We start from the raw sequence: 18019 nt of genomic DNA on the forward strand, positions 1-18019 counted from the left end.
CGTCATATTATTATTTTTTTATTTTTTCGATCAGGTTCCCCTTGGCATCATAGTGGTATTGAATGACGTCTTGATCCATTTCAACAAGCGTAAGACGTCCGTTCACATCATACTGATATCGATATGTTACCGGACTGGCCGTTTGGAAGTTCAGCTTAGCAGTTTCTTGTATCTCTGGTTCAATAGATACACTTACTGGTTCAACGTAAATTGTCATCGGTTCTTCATCCCGCTTTTCTTCCATAACAAGCCGCACACGAACAGCAGCTGTACCTTCGGGAGTCTCTCCTGTCACCCGGTCTGTCCATTCAGATTCCATCAACACATCACCAGAATCGTCTAGAAATTGAAGCTCCCAATTCACTTTCCCGGTATAAGTTGCAGAGTCGACCCGAGCCTTTCCAGACCCTATGTAGAATTGCTTTCCTTCGACACGCGCATCTTGAGAAAGAAGTACCGTCTTGCCCCGCTTGGAGTCACTAAGGTGTATGCTCAGAATATCAGACTCTCCTGCAACGGATGAGTTAATTCTTTTTAAAGAGCTTTTCGCCAAGTCTTGATCCGTATGCCAAAACTTAACCCCGCTCATGTCCTCTTCCAACTCAAGAAAGTTCCCATTCCGCAGTATTTCTCCATATGTAGTCACTTGGGATGTTTTCGTGGGTTCAGATACCCGATCTCCCTGTCTCGCACGGATGCCAAACTCGTATTTTCTTCCAGCGACAAGATCCTCGGCATAATGGAATGGAGTCTTCGTTTCAGCGACCAGATTGCCAGACTCATAAACTTCATAAGTAACTGTTGGCGTGAATCCCTCCACCGGCTTCCACTTCAAGGATACAGATCTGCCTGTTACTGATTCGACCTCCAACTCTTCCGGTGTAGAAAGCGTTGTAGAAGACTCACCTGGCAAATAATCACCATTGTTAGATGAATTATTTTGGTTAGTTTCCACGTTGATGTTATCACCCTCTGCACCTTTAGCTATGAAATTTGTCCCAATCATCAGAGCCAATACTCCCGCAGCTGTGACAACAACAATACTTACTTTTCTAGATACCCCTCTCATAATCCCCCTCCAAATTTTCCAAAATAAGAACTTAAACAACATTATATTCAATATAAGAGACTATTTCTATAAAAATTTCCATCAAAAACGGTAAATTTGTTCCAAAAATAACGTTTATACGTCATTTTTCAACAACAAAAAAGAGATCGTCTCGATAAAATATCGAAACCATCTCTCAATCTTTTACTATTTATATATCCAAATAAACTATATTCATTATAAAAAACCATTTTCTATCCCATTACTTCCCCGATACCTCACGAATCTGGTACTTGCACTTCTTGCCGCCATCAGCATAACATTCAGTGCGCTCGACGTCCGCTTGCAATAGGGATCGAAATAGCTCCAGCTCACAACGACAAGCCTGCTTGTACACACTCGCAACCTGCACGATTGGGCAGTTCAGTTCGGTGATGACATACGTACCATCCTCTTCGATAGATGCATCAGCCATATACCCGTTGGCATTCTGGATTCGTGCCAGTTCCTCGACTCGTCCGGCAAGGTCATGCCCCTCCATCTGCGGCAAGCCACTGCGAAGCAACTTGTCACGGCGACCTTCGAAAAGGGCATCCACGACTCCACTGCCTGCCGTATCAGACAGTTCATCAAGCAGTTCCAGCGTTAGAGAAGAGTACGACTTCGGGAAATAATTATCTCCGCGATCCGTCAGATGATATACCGAGGAGGGACGCCCTGCTGTTGCACGAGCCTCACGCACCTCGATCCATCCTTCCTGCTCCAGTGCTGTCAGATGGCGACGAATCGCCATTCCGGTCAGCCCTAGCTCCGCCGTGATTTCACGAGCCGTCATCGTTCCTTGCTGCTTCAGCATGAACAGAATCCGTTCACGCGTTGTACGTTCTTCTTCACGCTTCATGTTCAGCACCTGCTCTCCTGCTTATGCCTGTACGGGCGCTGCCTCCCGGCAAGCATCCGAGCAAAAGCGGTTATGCGTCTCTTCGCAATCCTCACAGCAGACATGCTGCAGGTTGCAGGTCGGACAATTAATATATCGGTCATGTGTCGTACCACAGTGATAACAGCTGGCGATAACAATATCCTCATCGGTACGGTTGATCGGTACGGAAATCCGCTCGTCAAATACATAACATTTTCCATCAAACAGGCGCCCCTGCACCTCAGGGTCTTTCCCGTAAGTTACAATTCCGCCTTCCAGTTGGGCAACATCCTGGAAACCTTCTTTGATCATAAACCCTGTCAGCTTCTCACAGCGGATACCGCCTGTGCAGTACGTAATGATTGTTTTGTCCTTCATATCACCGAGATTCTCGCGAATCCACTCGGGGAATTCACGGAATGATTCGACATCCGGGCGGATAGCGCCGCGGAAATGACCGATTTCATACTCATAATCATTGCGTCCATCAATGACGATAACGTCATCCCGTTGCAAATGCTCGTGGAATTCCTTCGGTGAGAGGCGTTTACCGCTAATCTCATTCGGATCAAGTTCATCGTCTACGCGGAAAGTCACCAGTTCTGCTTTGTGACGCACAAAGATTTTTTTGAACGCATGCTCTTCCACATCATCAATCTTAAACACCATATCCTTGAACAGCGGATTGGCATGCATGTCCTTCATATATTGCTCTGTCTGCTCTGGCGTTCCTGATACTGTGCCGTTGATGCCTTCGGAAGCAATCAGAATACGGCCTTTCACCCCTAGGTCCTTGCAGTATTGCAGATGCTCCTGCGTAAACGTCTCGGGGTCTTCGATCTTCACGAACTTATAATATAAAAGCACGCGATACGCGCTGTTACACATGTATATCACCTGTTCCTCTTCCATGTTGTTGGCCGGTTCCTCCGGCGAGCCACCTACATTGCACCCTGACTTGCAGAAAAAGAAAAGAAACAGCCGCCCGAAACATCGTCTCGAACTGCTGTCTAACCATTCGACTTTATATTCCTGCATACTAGTTTATCGGAAGCGCAAGGACTTAGTCAATATAAATGTATAGAAAGGCATGAAAGATATGGAACACGCCTTCCATGCCGCCACTATCCTTTGATTGGGCAACTATTCCGAAATCGTAATGACCGAGGTCACAAAGTGATACTTCTCATTCTCCATCACCGATTGAGATAGCAAAATTTTATTCCCCTGCGGGCTCCAGGCTAACGAATCAGAGACATTGTCCATCTCTGCGGAAATCTGGAATTGCTCTGCAGATTCGGTGTTGGAAACAAACAATCCTTTTTCGTTATCCTTATCGGAATTAATCGTGTACGCGATCTTGGAGTCGTCACCCGACCAGCTTGTGCCAAAAATCTGTGTGCCTCTGGCGAGTGTGGCCTTCTCATTGCCTTCCAGATCGGTGAGCACCAGCGCCCGTTTGGTATCCGCTGTTCTTTTTACAATCGCAAGCCTCGTTCCGTCGTTCGATGGGATGACCCACTCCACGCTTTTGAGCACCTGTTTGGCTTCGCCCGTCTTCGTATCATAGGTGTTCAGTTGACCGTCTTCTCCGGTAATGTAATAGATCATGTTGCCCGACACCTTGATGCTACGCACGTTAAAGTTACCTGTCTCTACCAATACTTTAGTGGTGCCGTCCAGTGCAGCCGAGATCAGATCTCCTTTCATATTGGAAAAAACAACATGTTCATTATCGAGCCAGGCACCTTCCTGAACAAATCCATCCTCTTCACCCGCAGCAACCGCTTCTCCGCTCTTCAGGTTCAGAATGAAAGGCCAGCCTGTCGTTTCCTCCGTCTGCCAGTAGAACAGATGCTGTCCATCCGGCGATACCTGCGGTGCTCCCAGGTTAACCTCGCTCTCTATAAGCGGTGTATCTGTGCCTTTCGTCAGATCAACCATGTACAGGTTGTGCGGATAACGTTCCTCTCCCTCTACACTAACAGGTTTCATGGACGTGTTTTCTTTATCTGTCACAATCGAACTCTCGCTCAACCAAGCGATTCCGCGCATATTAGGCAGTTTATCTATTTTCTCAAGTTTGAAATTCTGGTAAACGGACGTGTTCGTGTTATCTTTGACCGTAATGTCTGTGCCTGTTTTTGCACCTTGTGTATTGCCAGACGGCTCTGTGGTGCTTCCACAGGCAACAGTGATCAATAACGCAGCTGCCCCCAGCGCTCCAAACGTGACTTTCATCCATATCATCATGTCGTGATCCCCCTCGGTTACTTATGCTATACACCTATCATAAAGCCGGCATACTTCCAAAGTTATTCAGACTTGTTTCCAACTTGTAAACTTGTATCTATATAAATTGAACTAAAATTATTTACATGAATACTCCGATGACAGAATAACCTTCCAATCACTCTTATCCCCAGATTTTTCTGATCCCTTTTCTCAAGGGGAAAATCCGGTGATAAAGGCGAAGGGTATGCTTCCGATGTTAGCTTTCTTTCAGAAAGCTTTTAGCTCCGCTTTTTCAGGTTTTTTCTGTCCTCTCCGTTTCTTATGTAAATGATTAGTGCAAGATATATTGATCTCAATTTACAAGTGGGAATACGAGTTGAAATGTCACGCCATCTTGATGCTCCTGATCGCTCGGTAGTAGCGTAATCGTTCCGCCCTGTTTTTCAACAAACTGTTTTACGAGGGATAGACCAAGTCCGGTTCCGCCTGTTTTGCGAGCTCTGTCCTTATTGACGGTGTAAAAAGGTTCAAAAATCTTCTCGCGTGCCTCTTCAGGGATCGGCGTACCTGAGTTATAGATGCGAATAACCGCCTGATGTTCCTCTGTACGCCGCTCATTCTCCACTCGAATGATGCCTCCAGCAACGTTATATTTGATCGCATTGTCCAGCAGATTGATGAAAATGTGCATCAGACTCTCCCGGTCACTGTGAATGACGGCAGGCTCCAGATCGAGCTCCATGTTCAGTGCAAACTTTTCAACCTTGCCTCGCATTCGCCCGCAAGCGTCCGCAAGCAATGCCCTGATTTCCACATCCTCCGCCTGATTCTCGAAATCGTACTTTTCAAGCGCAGACAGGTGTAGCACCTTCTCTACCATTTCATATAATCGTTCGGTTTCTTTCCCGATATTATTCGTCGCATCATCCAGCAGTTGTGGATCATCCTTGTACATATTTAAGAGCTCCACGTATGCCTTGATGGACGTCAGTGGTGTCTTGAACTCATGACTGATGTTGCCGATATATTGTTTCTGTTGCTGCTCCAGCGCTTGTAACTTCTCGATTGCTAGTTGCAGCTTCTGCTGCTCTGCATGCATGGCTGCAATGTTTTGTTGAATAGACGTGCTCATATAATAAATCCCTTGTCCCAGCTCGCCCAATTCATCCTTGCGTTTGACCGGAGATTCGGTAATATAGTTGCCTTCTTGAATGGAGGCCGCTGATTTCTTCAACCGGGTAATCGCTACAGCAAAACGGTTGTAGAACAGATAACCTAGAATGAAACTAAGCGCAACCACCGTGATGCCTGCCCATAAGAACAATTGTTGAATCCGGGCATAGAAATCCTGATAACTCTGCACGGAATATTGAATCCAGATGGCACCAATCTGTCCCTCCGGGCCGTCTAGCGGAGCGGCATAAAGCAATGTCTCTCCCTGCTCGTGATAGGCAATTTTATTCTTCAATGCGTAATTCAGAGTCTCCTGAACGAGTTCATTCTCACTTGGCGCAAAAGAAGCTCCCACTTGTTTGCCACTCATGTCATATAGTGCAATTGGCAGGCCTGTTGAGTCAGAGAGAGCTTGCGCCAATCTACGTCCATTTTGCTGCAGGAACTGTTCCGGCTCCTGACGAATGGCCTCCGTATAATATGCCTGGCGCACATTCAGATTAATGAGACGCGTCTGTTGCGCGAGAGTACGCTCTACCTGTGATTGCTGATTAAGCTCAATGCCTCGGAGTACGAGGGAACTAAGCACAACCACCGTGAGGATGAGCAATGCGGCCAGAAACACGCTGAATTTTAGCTTGATGCTGACTCTCATACCGTTCCGCCTGTTTCAGGAGCAGTTGCCTTGTACCCAATACCGTATACCGTTTGCAGCATTTGCTGATCGGTATCTCCGATTTTTTTGCGCAAACGCTGGATGTGAATATCTACCGTCCGTGTCCCCCCTGCGTACTCCATGCCCCACACTCGATCCAGCAAATCATCCCGTGTGTACACCCGTTCCGGATTGGACATCAGAATGGTCAACAGGTCGAACTCCTTGGGCGTTAAATCCAGCTTCTCTTCACCCACCGTCACAGTGCGATGAGCAACATGAATACGCAGGGTTCCATTGACAATTGCTTGGCTCTTGGAGTCGTCCTGCGGTGGGGTACTGCTTTTCTCTACCCGACGCATCAGTGCCTTCACGCGGGCGAGCAATTCGCGGATTTCGAACGGTTTGGTCATATAATCGTCTGCGCCCATTTCAAGACCGACAATTTTATCCACCAGTTCGTTCTTGACGGTGAGCAAAATAATGCCGATATCCTCCCGATCCTCTAGCCTGCGGCAGACGCCATATCCGTCCAGTTTGGGCATCATCACATCCAGAATCATGACTTGAGGATGGAACAAAGCCACCTTCTCCAAGGCCTCTTCGCCATCATTCGCTGTCTCTACTTCATATCCTTCACGCCGCAGTGCGTACGCAATGGCACTGACGATGCTGGATTCATCATCCACAACCAGCACTTTTCTATTCATCGGATTCATCCTCTTTATCTGTGTCATTGGTTTATGCGTTTATGTTATCAAGATCGCGATCATTACGCCATGAAACTTTGGTCGTTTTCATTACCCTATGGATACCTCGCAGCAGGTACGTTGCTCTTCTTCTTTTATACCCCAAAGACGGCAAAAAGAGCCATTCCACCGATGGATTGGCTCAAAATTTCTCTATTACATGTGGACTGTAACGATGTGAAATTGACTGATAATATTTAAACTCTAATCATCTTTGTTGGTACCTATTGCTAAGGTAGCAACTTACGGATTTCCTCTTCGGAAAGACCCGAGGCTTTCACAATGGCGGACATGTCCACTCCAAGGGCTAACAGCTCACGGGCCATCTCTTGTTTACCTTCTCGTAAGCCTTCCTTTTTACCTTCCCGTAAACCCTCCAGCCTACCTTTGGCTGTCCCTTCTGCCCGCGCTCCCTCAATCATCGACTTTTCATCACTCAGGGCCTTCATCCGGGCATCATACGCCATACGGGTAGCGGCATCATGACTCAAAAATTCCAGCGTATCCATCGCTTTCTTCAACATCGGTTCATTCATCGCCAGCACCTCCCAATTTGATGTGTCGATCCCTCTCAGGAATAACAGCCAATTCACAAGTCCGCCCTTCTCCAGCGGAATAGGGTGTTTCTCCAGCTTCGTTAACTCCATCACATGGATTTCAATGTCATCCGTCAGGCTAATCCCTGTGTGGTCTTCCCGCAAATGAAACACATTGTGGTAACGTTCATTATCCAAACAGGAGTAGTTCAAAATGTTAATAGTCACACACTTTTTAAGCAGATTATAGTTCTCACCCTTTTTAATCTGGTGGAAGTACATCTCACTCCAATAGAACAGTGTGCGCTTCTCCATATGGTACGGGTTGAACAGCTGCATCTCAATATTAATGAGCTTTCCTTCGACCGTCTTCGCCTTAATATCCAGAATGGACTGCTTATCCTCTGGACTATCTTTATCCGTGTACGTGTTAATAACCTTAATCTCCGTTAAGGGAGCCTCGCCAGTTTCAATAAACGTGCTGTTCAGAAAAGCTAACAAAACATCTTTATTTTGCTCACTTCCAAAAATGCGTTTGAACACAAAATCTACCCGTGGATCAAGCAGTTCCGCCACACATCATCAGCTCCATTCTTCACCAGCATTATACCATAATTCCCATCCTTCCTTTTGTTTAAAAATAATGAACTAAAGTATTTACACAATCCACTCCGATGACAGAACAACCTGGAGAGTAGCGGTTATCCCCAGATTTTTTCGATTCCCTTCTCCAAAGGCGAAAATCCGGGGAACAGCGTATGCTTCCGATGTAGCTTTCTTACAGAAAGCTTTCAGGCGACCGCTCCGCTTTTTCAGTTTTTTTCTGTCCTCTCCGTTAACGTGTAAATGAACAGCTCAACTTATATAGCATCATTTGATTATTCATTCCTCAAACGACAAATTTAACGGCTCGTCCGACATCTCGTATTCCGTTTCCATATGCGTCACAGGTGTGTTTAGATCCACCTCTTCGAAGCGGAAGCTGTCCACCCAGACCTTTCCTTTTCCGTTCAGAATCACCCCAAATGAAATCACTGCGCTCTCAGCCGGCACATCCAGCACAATGCTGTACTGATTCCATGGCTGCGTACCGGTAATCGGCCGGTCATGCATATTATCAAACTGCAGCACATCGTGCACTTGATTATCCACACGCATCCATAGTCCGCAGAATGCTTCTACACGATCCGTTTTAACAAATCCAGTCAACTTCATCCGTTTACCCACATATTTATCTGCCCTGAACTGCTGCATCATCGTAGCAAATTCATTTGGTTCCATCGGTGTAACGGCCTTCAAATACCCTGAGGCCTTGCCTTGATGTACCTCGGCGGGATCAAGTCCCATCTCATAGTTTTGCGGGTGACTTCCCGTTAACATCCAACCTTTGATTTCCGTTGTCGTATTCATCTCTATTTCTCCTCCTCTGGTTTTCCCAGTGAATAGTTTAAGATCAAATAATTTGCGAAACCGCCCAGGTGGCATGCCATACATTTTGCGAAAAGCCCGAGTAAACGCTTCCTGACTTTCGAATCCGCAGGCCAGCGATATGTCCAGAATCCCTGCATCCGTAGAACGCAGTGCGGTGGATGCCAGACTCATCCTCCGATGGCGAATGTAATCAACCACCGTCATGCCCACCTCATCCCGGAATACCCGGTGATAATGATATGGCGATAATGCCGCCTTGGAAGCCACGTCTTCCAGCCCAATCTCTTCATGCAGATGGTTCTCGATGTAGAACAAGCTGTCCTGAATCATCTCCTGATATCGACTCAATTGAAGATGTCCCCCTTCCATATCCTTACTATACGTGTTCACGAAGGAGCCGTTTTGATCATTTTTGCGGAAAATAAAAAAAGAAGAGCCTGATCAGGGACAACCATGTCCCTAACCGACTCTTCATAACTCTCATTTAAATGTGCTCCTCGGCCAAGTACAGCCTGATCAGACTGCCGGAACCGGCTGTGCACCAGCCTCTTCCTCATCATGTTCCACCAGCTCATGCTTCTCCCATGCACGGCTCTTCCAGCGGAAGTACATGATGACTGCACGTGTCCACTCGTCTGCCGCAATAGCAAGCCACACGCCTGCCAGCCCCATATTCAACTGGAACACCAGTAGATAGCCAAGAGGCAGACTCATGCATACCATGGAGATCAGCCCCATGTATACCGGGAACTTCGCATCACCTGCCGCACGCAGGGAACCAATGATAACGATATTACACGTACGCCCGGTTTCAAGCACCAGACTGAGCAACAATACCTGTGCGCCGAGCCTGATAATTTCCGGATTTTCCGTAAAGATGCTCATCAATGGCACGCGGAAAATGATAATGATTACGTCAATCACAACGGTCGCCAGAAGCGCCCATTTTACACTGTCGAATACACGTTTGTACGCATCATCCTTCCGCCGAGCACCCACAAGACGGCCAACAATGATGGACGTTCCCATGCCGATTGCCATACTGAACAGATAAATGTAGCTCGAAATGTTACCTGCATATTGTTTGGTTGCCATGGCTTCCGCACCCAAATAGGTCACATACAGCGTGAATACGAGCTGACAGGAGTGATACACCATCGATTCCATCGCAGACGGTATACCGATGCGCAGAATTTTGCCAATAAAATTTTTGGACAATTTAATGTAATATTCAAAATCGACACGAACCTCGCTTACACGATACAAAAGCCAGAAGAAGATCAGCAAGCAGACGAAACGGCTACCTACCGTCGAGATCGCTGCCCCTTCCACACCCAGCTTCGGCAAGCCGAAATGTCCAAAGATCAGCGCATAGTTACCAATGACGTGAATGACGTTCATAAACACGGACACATACATCGTTTCCTTGGTATATCCATGTGTACGAATCGTTGCCGCCAGTGCATTAATGAGGGCCTGCAAGAAAATTCCGCCCCCGACAATGCTGATATAGGAACGAGCATAATCGTAAATTTCACCTTGTATATTCAAAAGCGACAGCAAATGTCCGCCAAACACCAGGAAGATCACACTCAGGATCAACCCGACTGCCAGGTTAAGCGTAATGGCATTACCTGTAACCTGTGCTGCTTCAGTCAGCTTTTTCGAACCGATATATTGGGCTACAACAATCGCGGCACCATGTCCAATGACTTCGAGTACAAGAATCGCAATGGAGATAATCTGGTTGGCTGCACCCACCCCGGAGACGGCATTATCCGATACCGAGCTAAGCATAAGCGTATCCACGCTCCCCATCAACATAAACAAAAAGAGTTCCAGGAATATAGGCCAAGTTAACCGAATCAGCTTCAGATCCTGGGCATCTGAACGGAGAGACTCTTTGGTCGAGGATATTGCTGTCATTTTCTCACCTTTCCAACGTTTGCTTCAATTCATAGGGTATGTTAGCACAGGTGGTTTGAAAATGCAGTAGTTTTGCGAAAATAATTGAAAATATTTTGGAAATTCCAGTAATAGGTATTATAACGCTTTCATGAAACCCGTCTGGCTACTCCTTTTGAATGGCACTCGATGATGCCTCCCAGGACATAACAAAACCCTCCCAGCACGCGTATTAAGCGATTAGTGGGAGGGCTCTCTTACGTTTATACTCAGCGGAAGCACTGACAAGCAATCATCCTTTAACCGAACCTGCAGCGATCCCTTCGACAATTCGTTCACTCAGCACCAGGAACGCAATGAGAATCGGCAAAATGCTGATCATCAACGTTGCACCAATGGCACCCCAATCGGTGGTGTACTGCCCGATAAAGTTCTGCACTCCGACAGTCAATGTTTTGTATGCATCCGAACTAATGAAGGTGTTCACAAAAATAAATTCGTTCCAGTCATAGATCATGTTAATGATCGCCGTTGTCGCAATAACGGATGCTGTCATCGGCAACACGATACGGAAGAAGATGCGGTTCACCGAGCATCCATCCATCACCGCTGCCTCTTCTACCTCTCTTGGAAGCGCATAATAAAATCCCAGCAGAATCATAATCGTAATCGGCATATTAAATGCAATGTATGAGAGAATGACCGATAACGGATGATCGGTGAGATTCAACTTCAGAAACAGACTGAACAGCGGAATCAGCGTGGAATGTACCGGGATCATCAGACCCACCATGAACAGTCCCAGCACCAGTGAACGTCCCTTCCAGCGCATGCGTGTGATCGCAAAGGTGACGAGACTTGCAAACAGCACCGTGAACACCACGGAAACGACCGTAATCCATACACTGTTGAAAAAATATAAGCTGATATTGCCTTCCGTCCATACCTTGACATAGTTCTCCCAACGCGGCGTAGCCGGGAGCGCAAAAGGAGCCATGTCGAATACTTCCTGATTATTTTTAAGTGAAAATAACAGCAACCACACTAAAGGCAAAATCTGAAGCAAAGCCACCAGAGACAGGAGCACGTATAACAGGACGTATCCAAGCCTTCTCGTCCATACCGGGCTATGGCCTGTCTCCGGGCCAACGGGCAACCTAACAGCCGGTTCCATCTTCAACGGAATGACCTCCTTTCATTATAAGTAAGCATCAGGAATATTGAATTGTATCTTTGGATGCCGTTGCCTTACGCAGTAACCACGTCACAACCAGACAGATGAGAAGCAGGAAGAAACCTACCGCACTGCCGTATCCAAAGTCAAAACTGCGAAATGCCTGACGATACATGTAGGAAGCCATGACTTCACTTGCGCCATTCGGACCGCCATCTGTCATGACATAGATGAGGTCAAAATATTTCAGTGAGCCAACCACGGCGAGCACCACGGTCACTTTAATCACTTCCGTAATGAGCGGCAGCTTAATCCGGAAAGCAATCTGCCACGGGTTTGCACCATCAATACGCGCAGCCTCGATGAGTGATTCCGGGATGTTTTTGAGTGCCGCGTAATAGATCAAAATATAGAAGCCTGCATACTGCCACAGAATCGGAACGAACAATGCATACAGCACCAGTGATGGCTCCGCCAGCCAGGCTGGCGGATTGCTAAATCCGATGGCTTCCAGAAAGCTGTTCAGTACACCATTACTGGGGTGATAGATCTTCAGCCATAACTGGGCAATCGCAACGGATGACAGCAACATTGGAATCAGATATATTTTGCGAAAAAAGTTTGCACCCTTGATCTTGCCTGACAGCACGAGTGCAATCATCAGATAACCGATGAGACTCAGCGCAGAGAACAAGGCTAATAAAAAGGTATGATTCGCACTCTGCCAGAACGTACTGTCCTGAAGCAATCTGGCGTAGTTATCCAAACCTATAAACGTCATTGCCCCAATTCCATCCCATTGCATCAAACCGTAATAGCCCGTAAGTACAATGGGGATGTAGACCAGAACCAGGAGCAGAAGCAGCGCAGGAAGCACGTACAGCGCAGCCACCAGGCGGTTCGACATGACTTTGTCCAAGACGTATTCCTCCCTTCAAGCGTTCAAACATTCATATGGTGTACGTGTCGGTGAGGTCTACATCAGTTGCCTTTGTCGATCGCAGCCTGATGATTCTTCACAAAGTCTTCCGGTGTTACTGCTTTACCAAACAGTGCCTGAATCATATCGAGATGCGCCTGAGCAGCAGCCGGTTTCATCTGTACATCTGCAAAGAGGGTCAGGCTGCTCGCCTGATTCAGCTCGTTCAGCAGATCGATGTAAAGTTGTGGCAGCTGGACTGCAGCGGTATCCACTTTAGTTGCTGGAATGACTCCAGCTTCAGTCACCGAGCTTTCGCCCCATTTTTCCACAAAGTATTGAATGAATTTCTGCGCTTCGTCCTTCACTTTTGAGTTCTGAGCCGCAAACAATCCTACGCCCGGTCCGCCTACCCAGCTGTTAATGTCGCCTTTGCCGCCATCAATCGTCGGGAATTTGAAAAATCCAACCTTATCCTTGAGGTCCTGCGGAATGTCCGGGTTCGTTGTAAAGTTTGGCAATTCCCATGTTCCCATCAGATACATAGCCGCTTTTTCATTCATGAATTCGGATTTGCCCTCATCGTTGGACAAGCCGTTAAAACCTTTGTTGAATGCGTTCATATCCACCAGCTTCTGCACTTCAGCCGCAGCCTGTGTCAGTGCCGGATCATCAAACTTACCGGAGCCGTTAATGGCTTTCTCCAATGCATCCCCGCCTACACGATTCGCAAGGTACATGTACCAGAGTGACCCCGTCCAGCGGTCCTTATTCCCCAGTGCAATCGGCACTTCACCGTTATCGGTCAGCGTCTTCACCACGTTCAGGAATTCATCATAGGTGGCTGGTGTCTGCAAATTATATTTTTCAAATATCGCTTTGTTGTAATAAATAGGAGAGATATTCAGCTCAATCGGCAGCGCATAAGTTTTACCGTCTACCGCGTAAGCCTCGGTCGTTCCGGCGATAAACTTCTCGCCCAGATCCCCCTTCAGCAAATCATCGAGTGGTGCAAACAGGTTACCCTTCACATAAGGCTCCAGGAATCCCGCAGCCCAGGTTACGCCCACATCGGGAAGTTCATTGGAAGCAGACAGAATTTTCAGTTTGTTTTTGTATTGTTCATTCTCCAGCACTTCCTGCTTGATCGTCACATTTGGGTTATCGGTCTGATACTGCTGGATAATATCGTTGACCAGCTTGTTCTGTTGTGCGGAGCTGCCTGCAGGCCATAGATGCATGAATTTCAGAGTAACCTTGCCATCTCCGCCACTGTCACCGCCGCCTGCATTACTACCGGAATCCTTGCCCGCCCCGGAACCTGCATTGTTGCATCCAGACAAAATGACAGCCAGAATCAGCGTCCATGACAGGATCATAGCCAGTGTCTTTCTTTTCATATTTCCAACCCCCAATAGTGGAATTTCGGTTTTTGTAACCGCTTTAATAAAAGTGTAGCATGGGCATCATCCGACTATAAGGGTAGAATGATTTGGAAAAACTCCACTATTTTGAGTATTCATTCCCTTTTTGTTGAAAGAGTGAACTCTGCTTAATTCCATCTGTTAATCCTTTTCGTTCACAGAGTGACGATATTTACTCGGACTGATATTCTCCAGGCTTTTGAATACTTTGATAAAATATTTATCGGTCTGATAGCCTACTCTCTCCGCAATTTCGGAGATGGGCAGGTTCGTCTGCACTAACAACTCCTTTGCTCGCTGTACCCGTTTGCGCATGAGATATTCGCTGAAATTCAGCCCAACTTGTTCTTTGAACAGCACACTGAAATAACTGGAATTCAAGTGCAGGGAATCGGCAAGCTCACGCATCGTCATCGGTTCACCCAGATGTGTCTCAATGTATGCCAAAGCTTCTCCAATCGGTGTATTATCCTGTTGCTCTCTCCGTTCCCGGATGTCTACCAGCTTCGGGTCAACGATGTCTTGCATCGCTTGGATACGTCGTTGCTGCTCATGAAGAAGAAGTGCCTTCTGTACCGTCTGAAGCAGCTGCTCTTTATCAATCGGCTTGAGCAAGTAATCCACCACACCCAGCTTAATCGCTTGCTGCGCATAATTGAAGTCTGCGTATCCTGACATGATCAGCACCGCTGGTTTGCCAGGAAAATGTTGAATAGCTTCCACCAGAGACAAGCCAGACAACTCTGGCATGCGTACATCCGTAATCAGCAGGTCAGCCGGTTGGCTTGCAAGCCACTCTCTGGCCTCCACACCACTCGCAACCGTCTGAATCCGGTTCTTCCCGGCAGACCATGCTTCAAGCGTCTTCCGTATGCCTTCTCTTGTACGTGGTTCGTCGTCCACAATCAAAATTGTTTTTTCATGAATCATGTCTAGCCTCCGTTCCCCTCGGAATGTCGAATCGGATCACTGTTCCTTTACCAACTCCGCTCTCGACCGTAAGTTTGGCCTGCTCAGCGAGCTGATCGCCAAAATAAAGCCCGAGACGTTGATGTACATTAATCAACCCCACACCTGCTCCTCTTCCGGGAGCTACGGGCTCACCACCGTTTAGCGCCTGTTTAATGTCCTGAAGACGTTCCTCGTTTATTCCTGGTCCATTATCGCGCACCTCCACACACACGATATCTGTTATCGATGAAGGATATACGCTGATCTTTACCATTCCAGGTTTTAACGTATTCTCGATGCCGTACAGAACGGCGTTTTCCACAAGCGGCTGAATCAGCAACTTCGGCATGGGTACGCTTCGCAACTCTTCACTCAGCCTGATCTCCCACTGCATCCTATCACCCAGCCGCATCTGCATAATGTTCAGATACCGTTCTACATGTTCAAGCTCGTCCGCCAGCGTAACCCATTCATCCTGATGTGGGCTGGAGATTATGTAGCGAAATAACCGAGACATCGCGATAACCATACGCGCCATCTCCTCCTCTCCTTTTTCCTCCAGTGACCAGTAGAACGCTTCTAATGTATTGAACAGAAAATGAGGATTAATCTGGGATTGCAAAGCCTTCATCTCAGCCCGAGACTGCATGACCTCTTTCTCATGTACCACCTGTGTCAACTCATTCTGCCTGTACACCATCTGGTTATACACGTCATTCAGTTCATTGATTTCTAAGGTAGAACTCACCATGAGGTTAGGCCTCATTGCCCCCGGTTGTGCCCCGCGCATCGCCCGCATCAGCCGAATTAGTGGACGGGTAATCATCGTGGAGAGGAAAAAGGACATGACTAAGAAAAGCACAACGCCGATAATTCCCGATACAAGCAATGCCGTTCTCAGGATTGACACTCCTTCGGTAGTCTCTCGTAGTGGTGTCAGTACAGCCAGTGTCCAGCCTGTTAACTCGGATCGTTGCTTCACCACGATATAAGATTCTTTGCCATTCTGAACAACCGATTCACTGTTCATCACTGCCTGAGGATCGAGATGCACATCCAAATTAGAGGTCACCACTTCACCGTCACCGTCCAGCAGCATGATTGAATCCTGGGAGCCGTCTGCCCCAACCGAATCATTCAGTTGAAAAAAACTGCGTTGCATACGTACAACCACGTATCCCCCGTGCTCAAAGGAACGTTCCAGCAGACTGATTCGCCGAACAGCCAGAAGAATGCTTGGATCATCGGGATCGGAGCCAGCCCACACCAGTCGACCCTTACCCTCATCCGCTTTGACAATCCAGTTCCGCTCCAGCCTATGACTTAAGGAACGATCATCCATCGGAAAGATACGACTATAATCCGTGGTGTATATCTCCATACTCTGTGCACCATTAATAAAGGACTGGTAACTACCTGCAATCTGCAGTAGCGCCTGCCGCTGATTAAAACTCGCCTTCTGCCCTAGCTTCTCTTCATTCAGCAGACGTTGCACGTAAGCATCATCCGCAACCTGAGCGGTCAGGGAATTCACCTGTGCAATCAGTGCATCCAACCTGCCACTGGCCTGTACAGCGGTCTGATGGATATGCTTCTCGGCATTGTTTTTCAACAAAACCGCTACACGGTCATAGGCTGTGATGCCTGCGAGCAGCAGGACTATGAGCATGACCATTACAAAACCGACAAAGATCTGATTACGAAGAGAGTTAAAATGCCTTGTTTTCCGCTGCACTATCTAGACGTCCTCCTCTTTCTGCATGTAAAAGAAACCACCATCTCACGCCCGTATGTTACATAACGGGAATACACTCGATGCCGGATTCATCTACGTTATTCTGTTAAGGTTATATTGAAGCGCTTGCAAAAGAGCCGAAAAATTAAACTCTCTTATGTTTCTTTTCCTCTTAGCGGATCAACTTTGTTTAACCATTAAATTATCTCATTCAAAATAACATAGTTTTGTTTGGGGATCAATGGATTTCAACTGATTTTCAATAGATTAGAACATGATAAGAGAAGAACATGGAGCAACGTAAGCTCCACCCCTCGAAACCCCTTAATATGTAATTATATATAATATTATGAAATATTATATTATGATAGACAATATGAAAAATGATATCAAATACCTAACTTTCTAAGGAGATTCTTAACTTATGAAAAAAATGAGCCAAAAAAATTGGATTATCATTTTAACACTTGCTCTTGTAGCCTCTCTAGTTGCAAATGTTGTTGGTTATAATTCAAGTAACGGAAAACTAAAAGATTATTTAAATCAACAATACAGTCAGGTACTATCAGATTACGAAAGCAACATTCTTTCTACCTCAGATTCAATCTTGTCAACTTTGCAGAGCGCTATAGATAAAAAGATGATTAGTAAAGAGGAATTATTATTGTTATACAAGAGCTACGAACAGTTAAATCAGAATCAGAATCAATATGCAAGCTATGTACAGATATATAACACTCCTGATGGAAAAAAAGCTTTCTCTCTGGACATGACAGAACCTATTACTCTTAATTATGTCCCTGGTTTTATCTACTTTAATTCAAGTAAAGCTATGTTTGAAAAACTTCTTTTGCAAAGCGAATCCGATTCTGACTTAGTTGTAACTGCTAATTTAGATAAGAGCCTAAAACTTGCAAATGAAATCGTCCAAATAAACACAGCTATTTATAAAAAATATATCAATGAAAATTTCGCTAAATTGTCAAACGAAGAAGCAATACTGACCAGGTTACACTTACAAAAAGAGCTGACCATCTCTTTCACAAAACTAGCTGAGCTTGACGCAGAACTATTCAAATTAAATAACTAAATCCCTTTTAAAAATTCGCCATAAAAAAGAGCCAAAGCAGGTTTAACCTCTGCCTCGGCTCTTTTGCAATCA

The 18019-nt window shown here is 46.4% G+C and carries 15 protein-coding genes; 1 reads left to right on the forward strand and 14 read right to left on the reverse strand.

The window, feature by feature from the left end; genetic code table 11:
* Positions 1–10: 10 nt before the first annotated feature.
* The 14 genes from ACT89M_RS26890 to ACT89M_RS26955 all read right to left on the reverse strand — a co-directional run bounded on the left by ACT89M_RS26890 (position 11) and on the right by ACT89M_RS26955 (position 16857).
* Entirely contained in the window at positions 11–1069 is a 1059-nt protein-coding gene (locus tag ACT89M_RS26890) for a fibronectin type III domain-containing protein (protein WP_487344938.1), read from the reverse strand.
* Positions 1070–1310: 241 nt separating this feature from the next.
* On the reverse strand, positions 1311–1949 hold the full coding sequence (locus ACT89M_RS26895) for a helix-turn-helix transcriptional regulator (protein ID WP_145333640.1): 639 nt from the start codon (positions 1947–1949) through the stop codon (positions 1311–1313).
* Positions 1950–1970: 21 nt separating this feature from the next.
* Positions 1971–2858 carry an oxygen-dependent tRNA uridine(34) hydroxylase TrhO gene (trhO, locus tag ACT89M_RS26900; RefSeq protein WP_090921769.1) on the reverse strand — a complete coding sequence of 296 codons (888 nt, stop codon included), beginning with the start codon at positions 2856–2858 and terminating at the stop codon, positions 1971–1973.
* A 255-nt stretch (positions 2859–3113) separates the two neighbouring features.
* Complete coding sequence (locus tag ACT89M_RS26905) at positions 3114–4223, reverse strand: TolB family protein (RefSeq protein WP_308722626.1); 1110 nt, start codon at positions 4221–4223, stop codon at positions 3114–3116.
* 334 nt (positions 4224–4557) lie between these two features.
* Positions 4558–6033, reverse strand: a complete 1476-nt coding sequence (locus ACT89M_RS26910) for a sensor histidine kinase (RefSeq protein WP_308722625.1) — start codon at positions 6031–6033, stop codon at positions 4558–4560.
* On the reverse strand, positions 6030–6743 hold the full coding sequence (locus ACT89M_RS26915; RefSeq protein WP_154960523.1) for a response regulator transcription factor: 714 nt from the start codon (positions 6741–6743) through the stop codon (positions 6030–6032). Before ACT89M_RS26915 ends, ACT89M_RS26910 begins: the two co-directional genes overlap by 4 nt.
* A 269-nt stretch (positions 6744–7012) precedes the next feature.
* Positions 7013–7894: an Rpn family recombination-promoting nuclease/putative transposase gene (locus tag ACT89M_RS26920; RefSeq protein WP_308722624.1), complete on the reverse strand. Its 882-nt coding sequence runs from the start codon at positions 7892–7894 to the stop codon at positions 7013–7015.
* Positions 7895–8200: 306 nt separating this feature from the next.
* The gene (locus ACT89M_RS26925; RefSeq protein ID WP_308722782.1) at positions 8201–9118 is read right to left on the reverse strand and encodes a helix-turn-helix transcriptional regulator; all 918 of its coding nucleotides are present in this window, start codon (positions 9116–9118) and stop codon (positions 8201–8203) included.
* A gap of 147 nt (positions 9119–9265) precedes the next feature.
* A complete protein-coding gene (locus tag ACT89M_RS26930; protein ID WP_308722623.1) occupies positions 9266–10675 on the reverse strand; it encodes an MATE family efflux transporter in 1410 nt (469 codons plus the stop codon).
* 271 nt (positions 10676–10946) lie between these two features.
* Positions 10947–11828, reverse strand: coding sequence for a carbohydrate ABC transporter permease (locus ACT89M_RS26935; protein ID WP_260984721.1), 882 nt, complete (start codon positions 11826–11828; stop codon positions 10947–10949).
* Positions 11829–11865: 37 nt separating this feature from the next.
* Positions 11866–12747, reverse strand: a complete 882-nt coding sequence (locus ACT89M_RS26940; protein ID WP_308722622.1) for a carbohydrate ABC transporter permease — start codon at positions 12745–12747, stop codon at positions 11866–11868.
* Between the two features lie 62 nt (positions 12748–12809).
* Complete coding sequence (locus ACT89M_RS26945; protein ID WP_487344939.1) at positions 12810–14147, reverse strand: extracellular solute-binding protein; 1338 nt, start codon at positions 14145–14147, stop codon at positions 12810–12812.
* Positions 14148–14312: 165 nt separating this feature from the next.
* Positions 14313–15101, reverse strand: coding sequence for a response regulator (locus tag ACT89M_RS26950; RefSeq protein WP_308722621.1), 789 nt, complete (start codon positions 15099–15101; stop codon positions 14313–14315).
* On the reverse strand, positions 15091–16857 hold the full coding sequence (locus tag ACT89M_RS26955; RefSeq protein WP_487344940.1) for a cache domain-containing sensor histidine kinase: 1767 nt from the start codon (positions 16855–16857) through the stop codon (positions 15091–15093). The genes ACT89M_RS26950 and ACT89M_RS26955 overlap by 11 nt, the downstream gene beginning before the upstream one ends.
* 424 nt (positions 16858–17281) lie before the next feature.
* Between ACT89M_RS26955 and ACT89M_RS26960 the strand changes: the two genes are divergently transcribed.
* The gene (locus ACT89M_RS26960) at positions 17282–17947 is read left to right on the forward strand and encodes a hypothetical protein (RefSeq protein WP_487344941.1); all 666 of its coding nucleotides are present in this window, start codon (positions 17282–17284) and stop codon (positions 17945–17947) included.
* Positions 17948–18019: the final 72 nt, after the last annotated feature.

The organism is Paenibacillus sp. NN59, assembly GCF_057597225.1.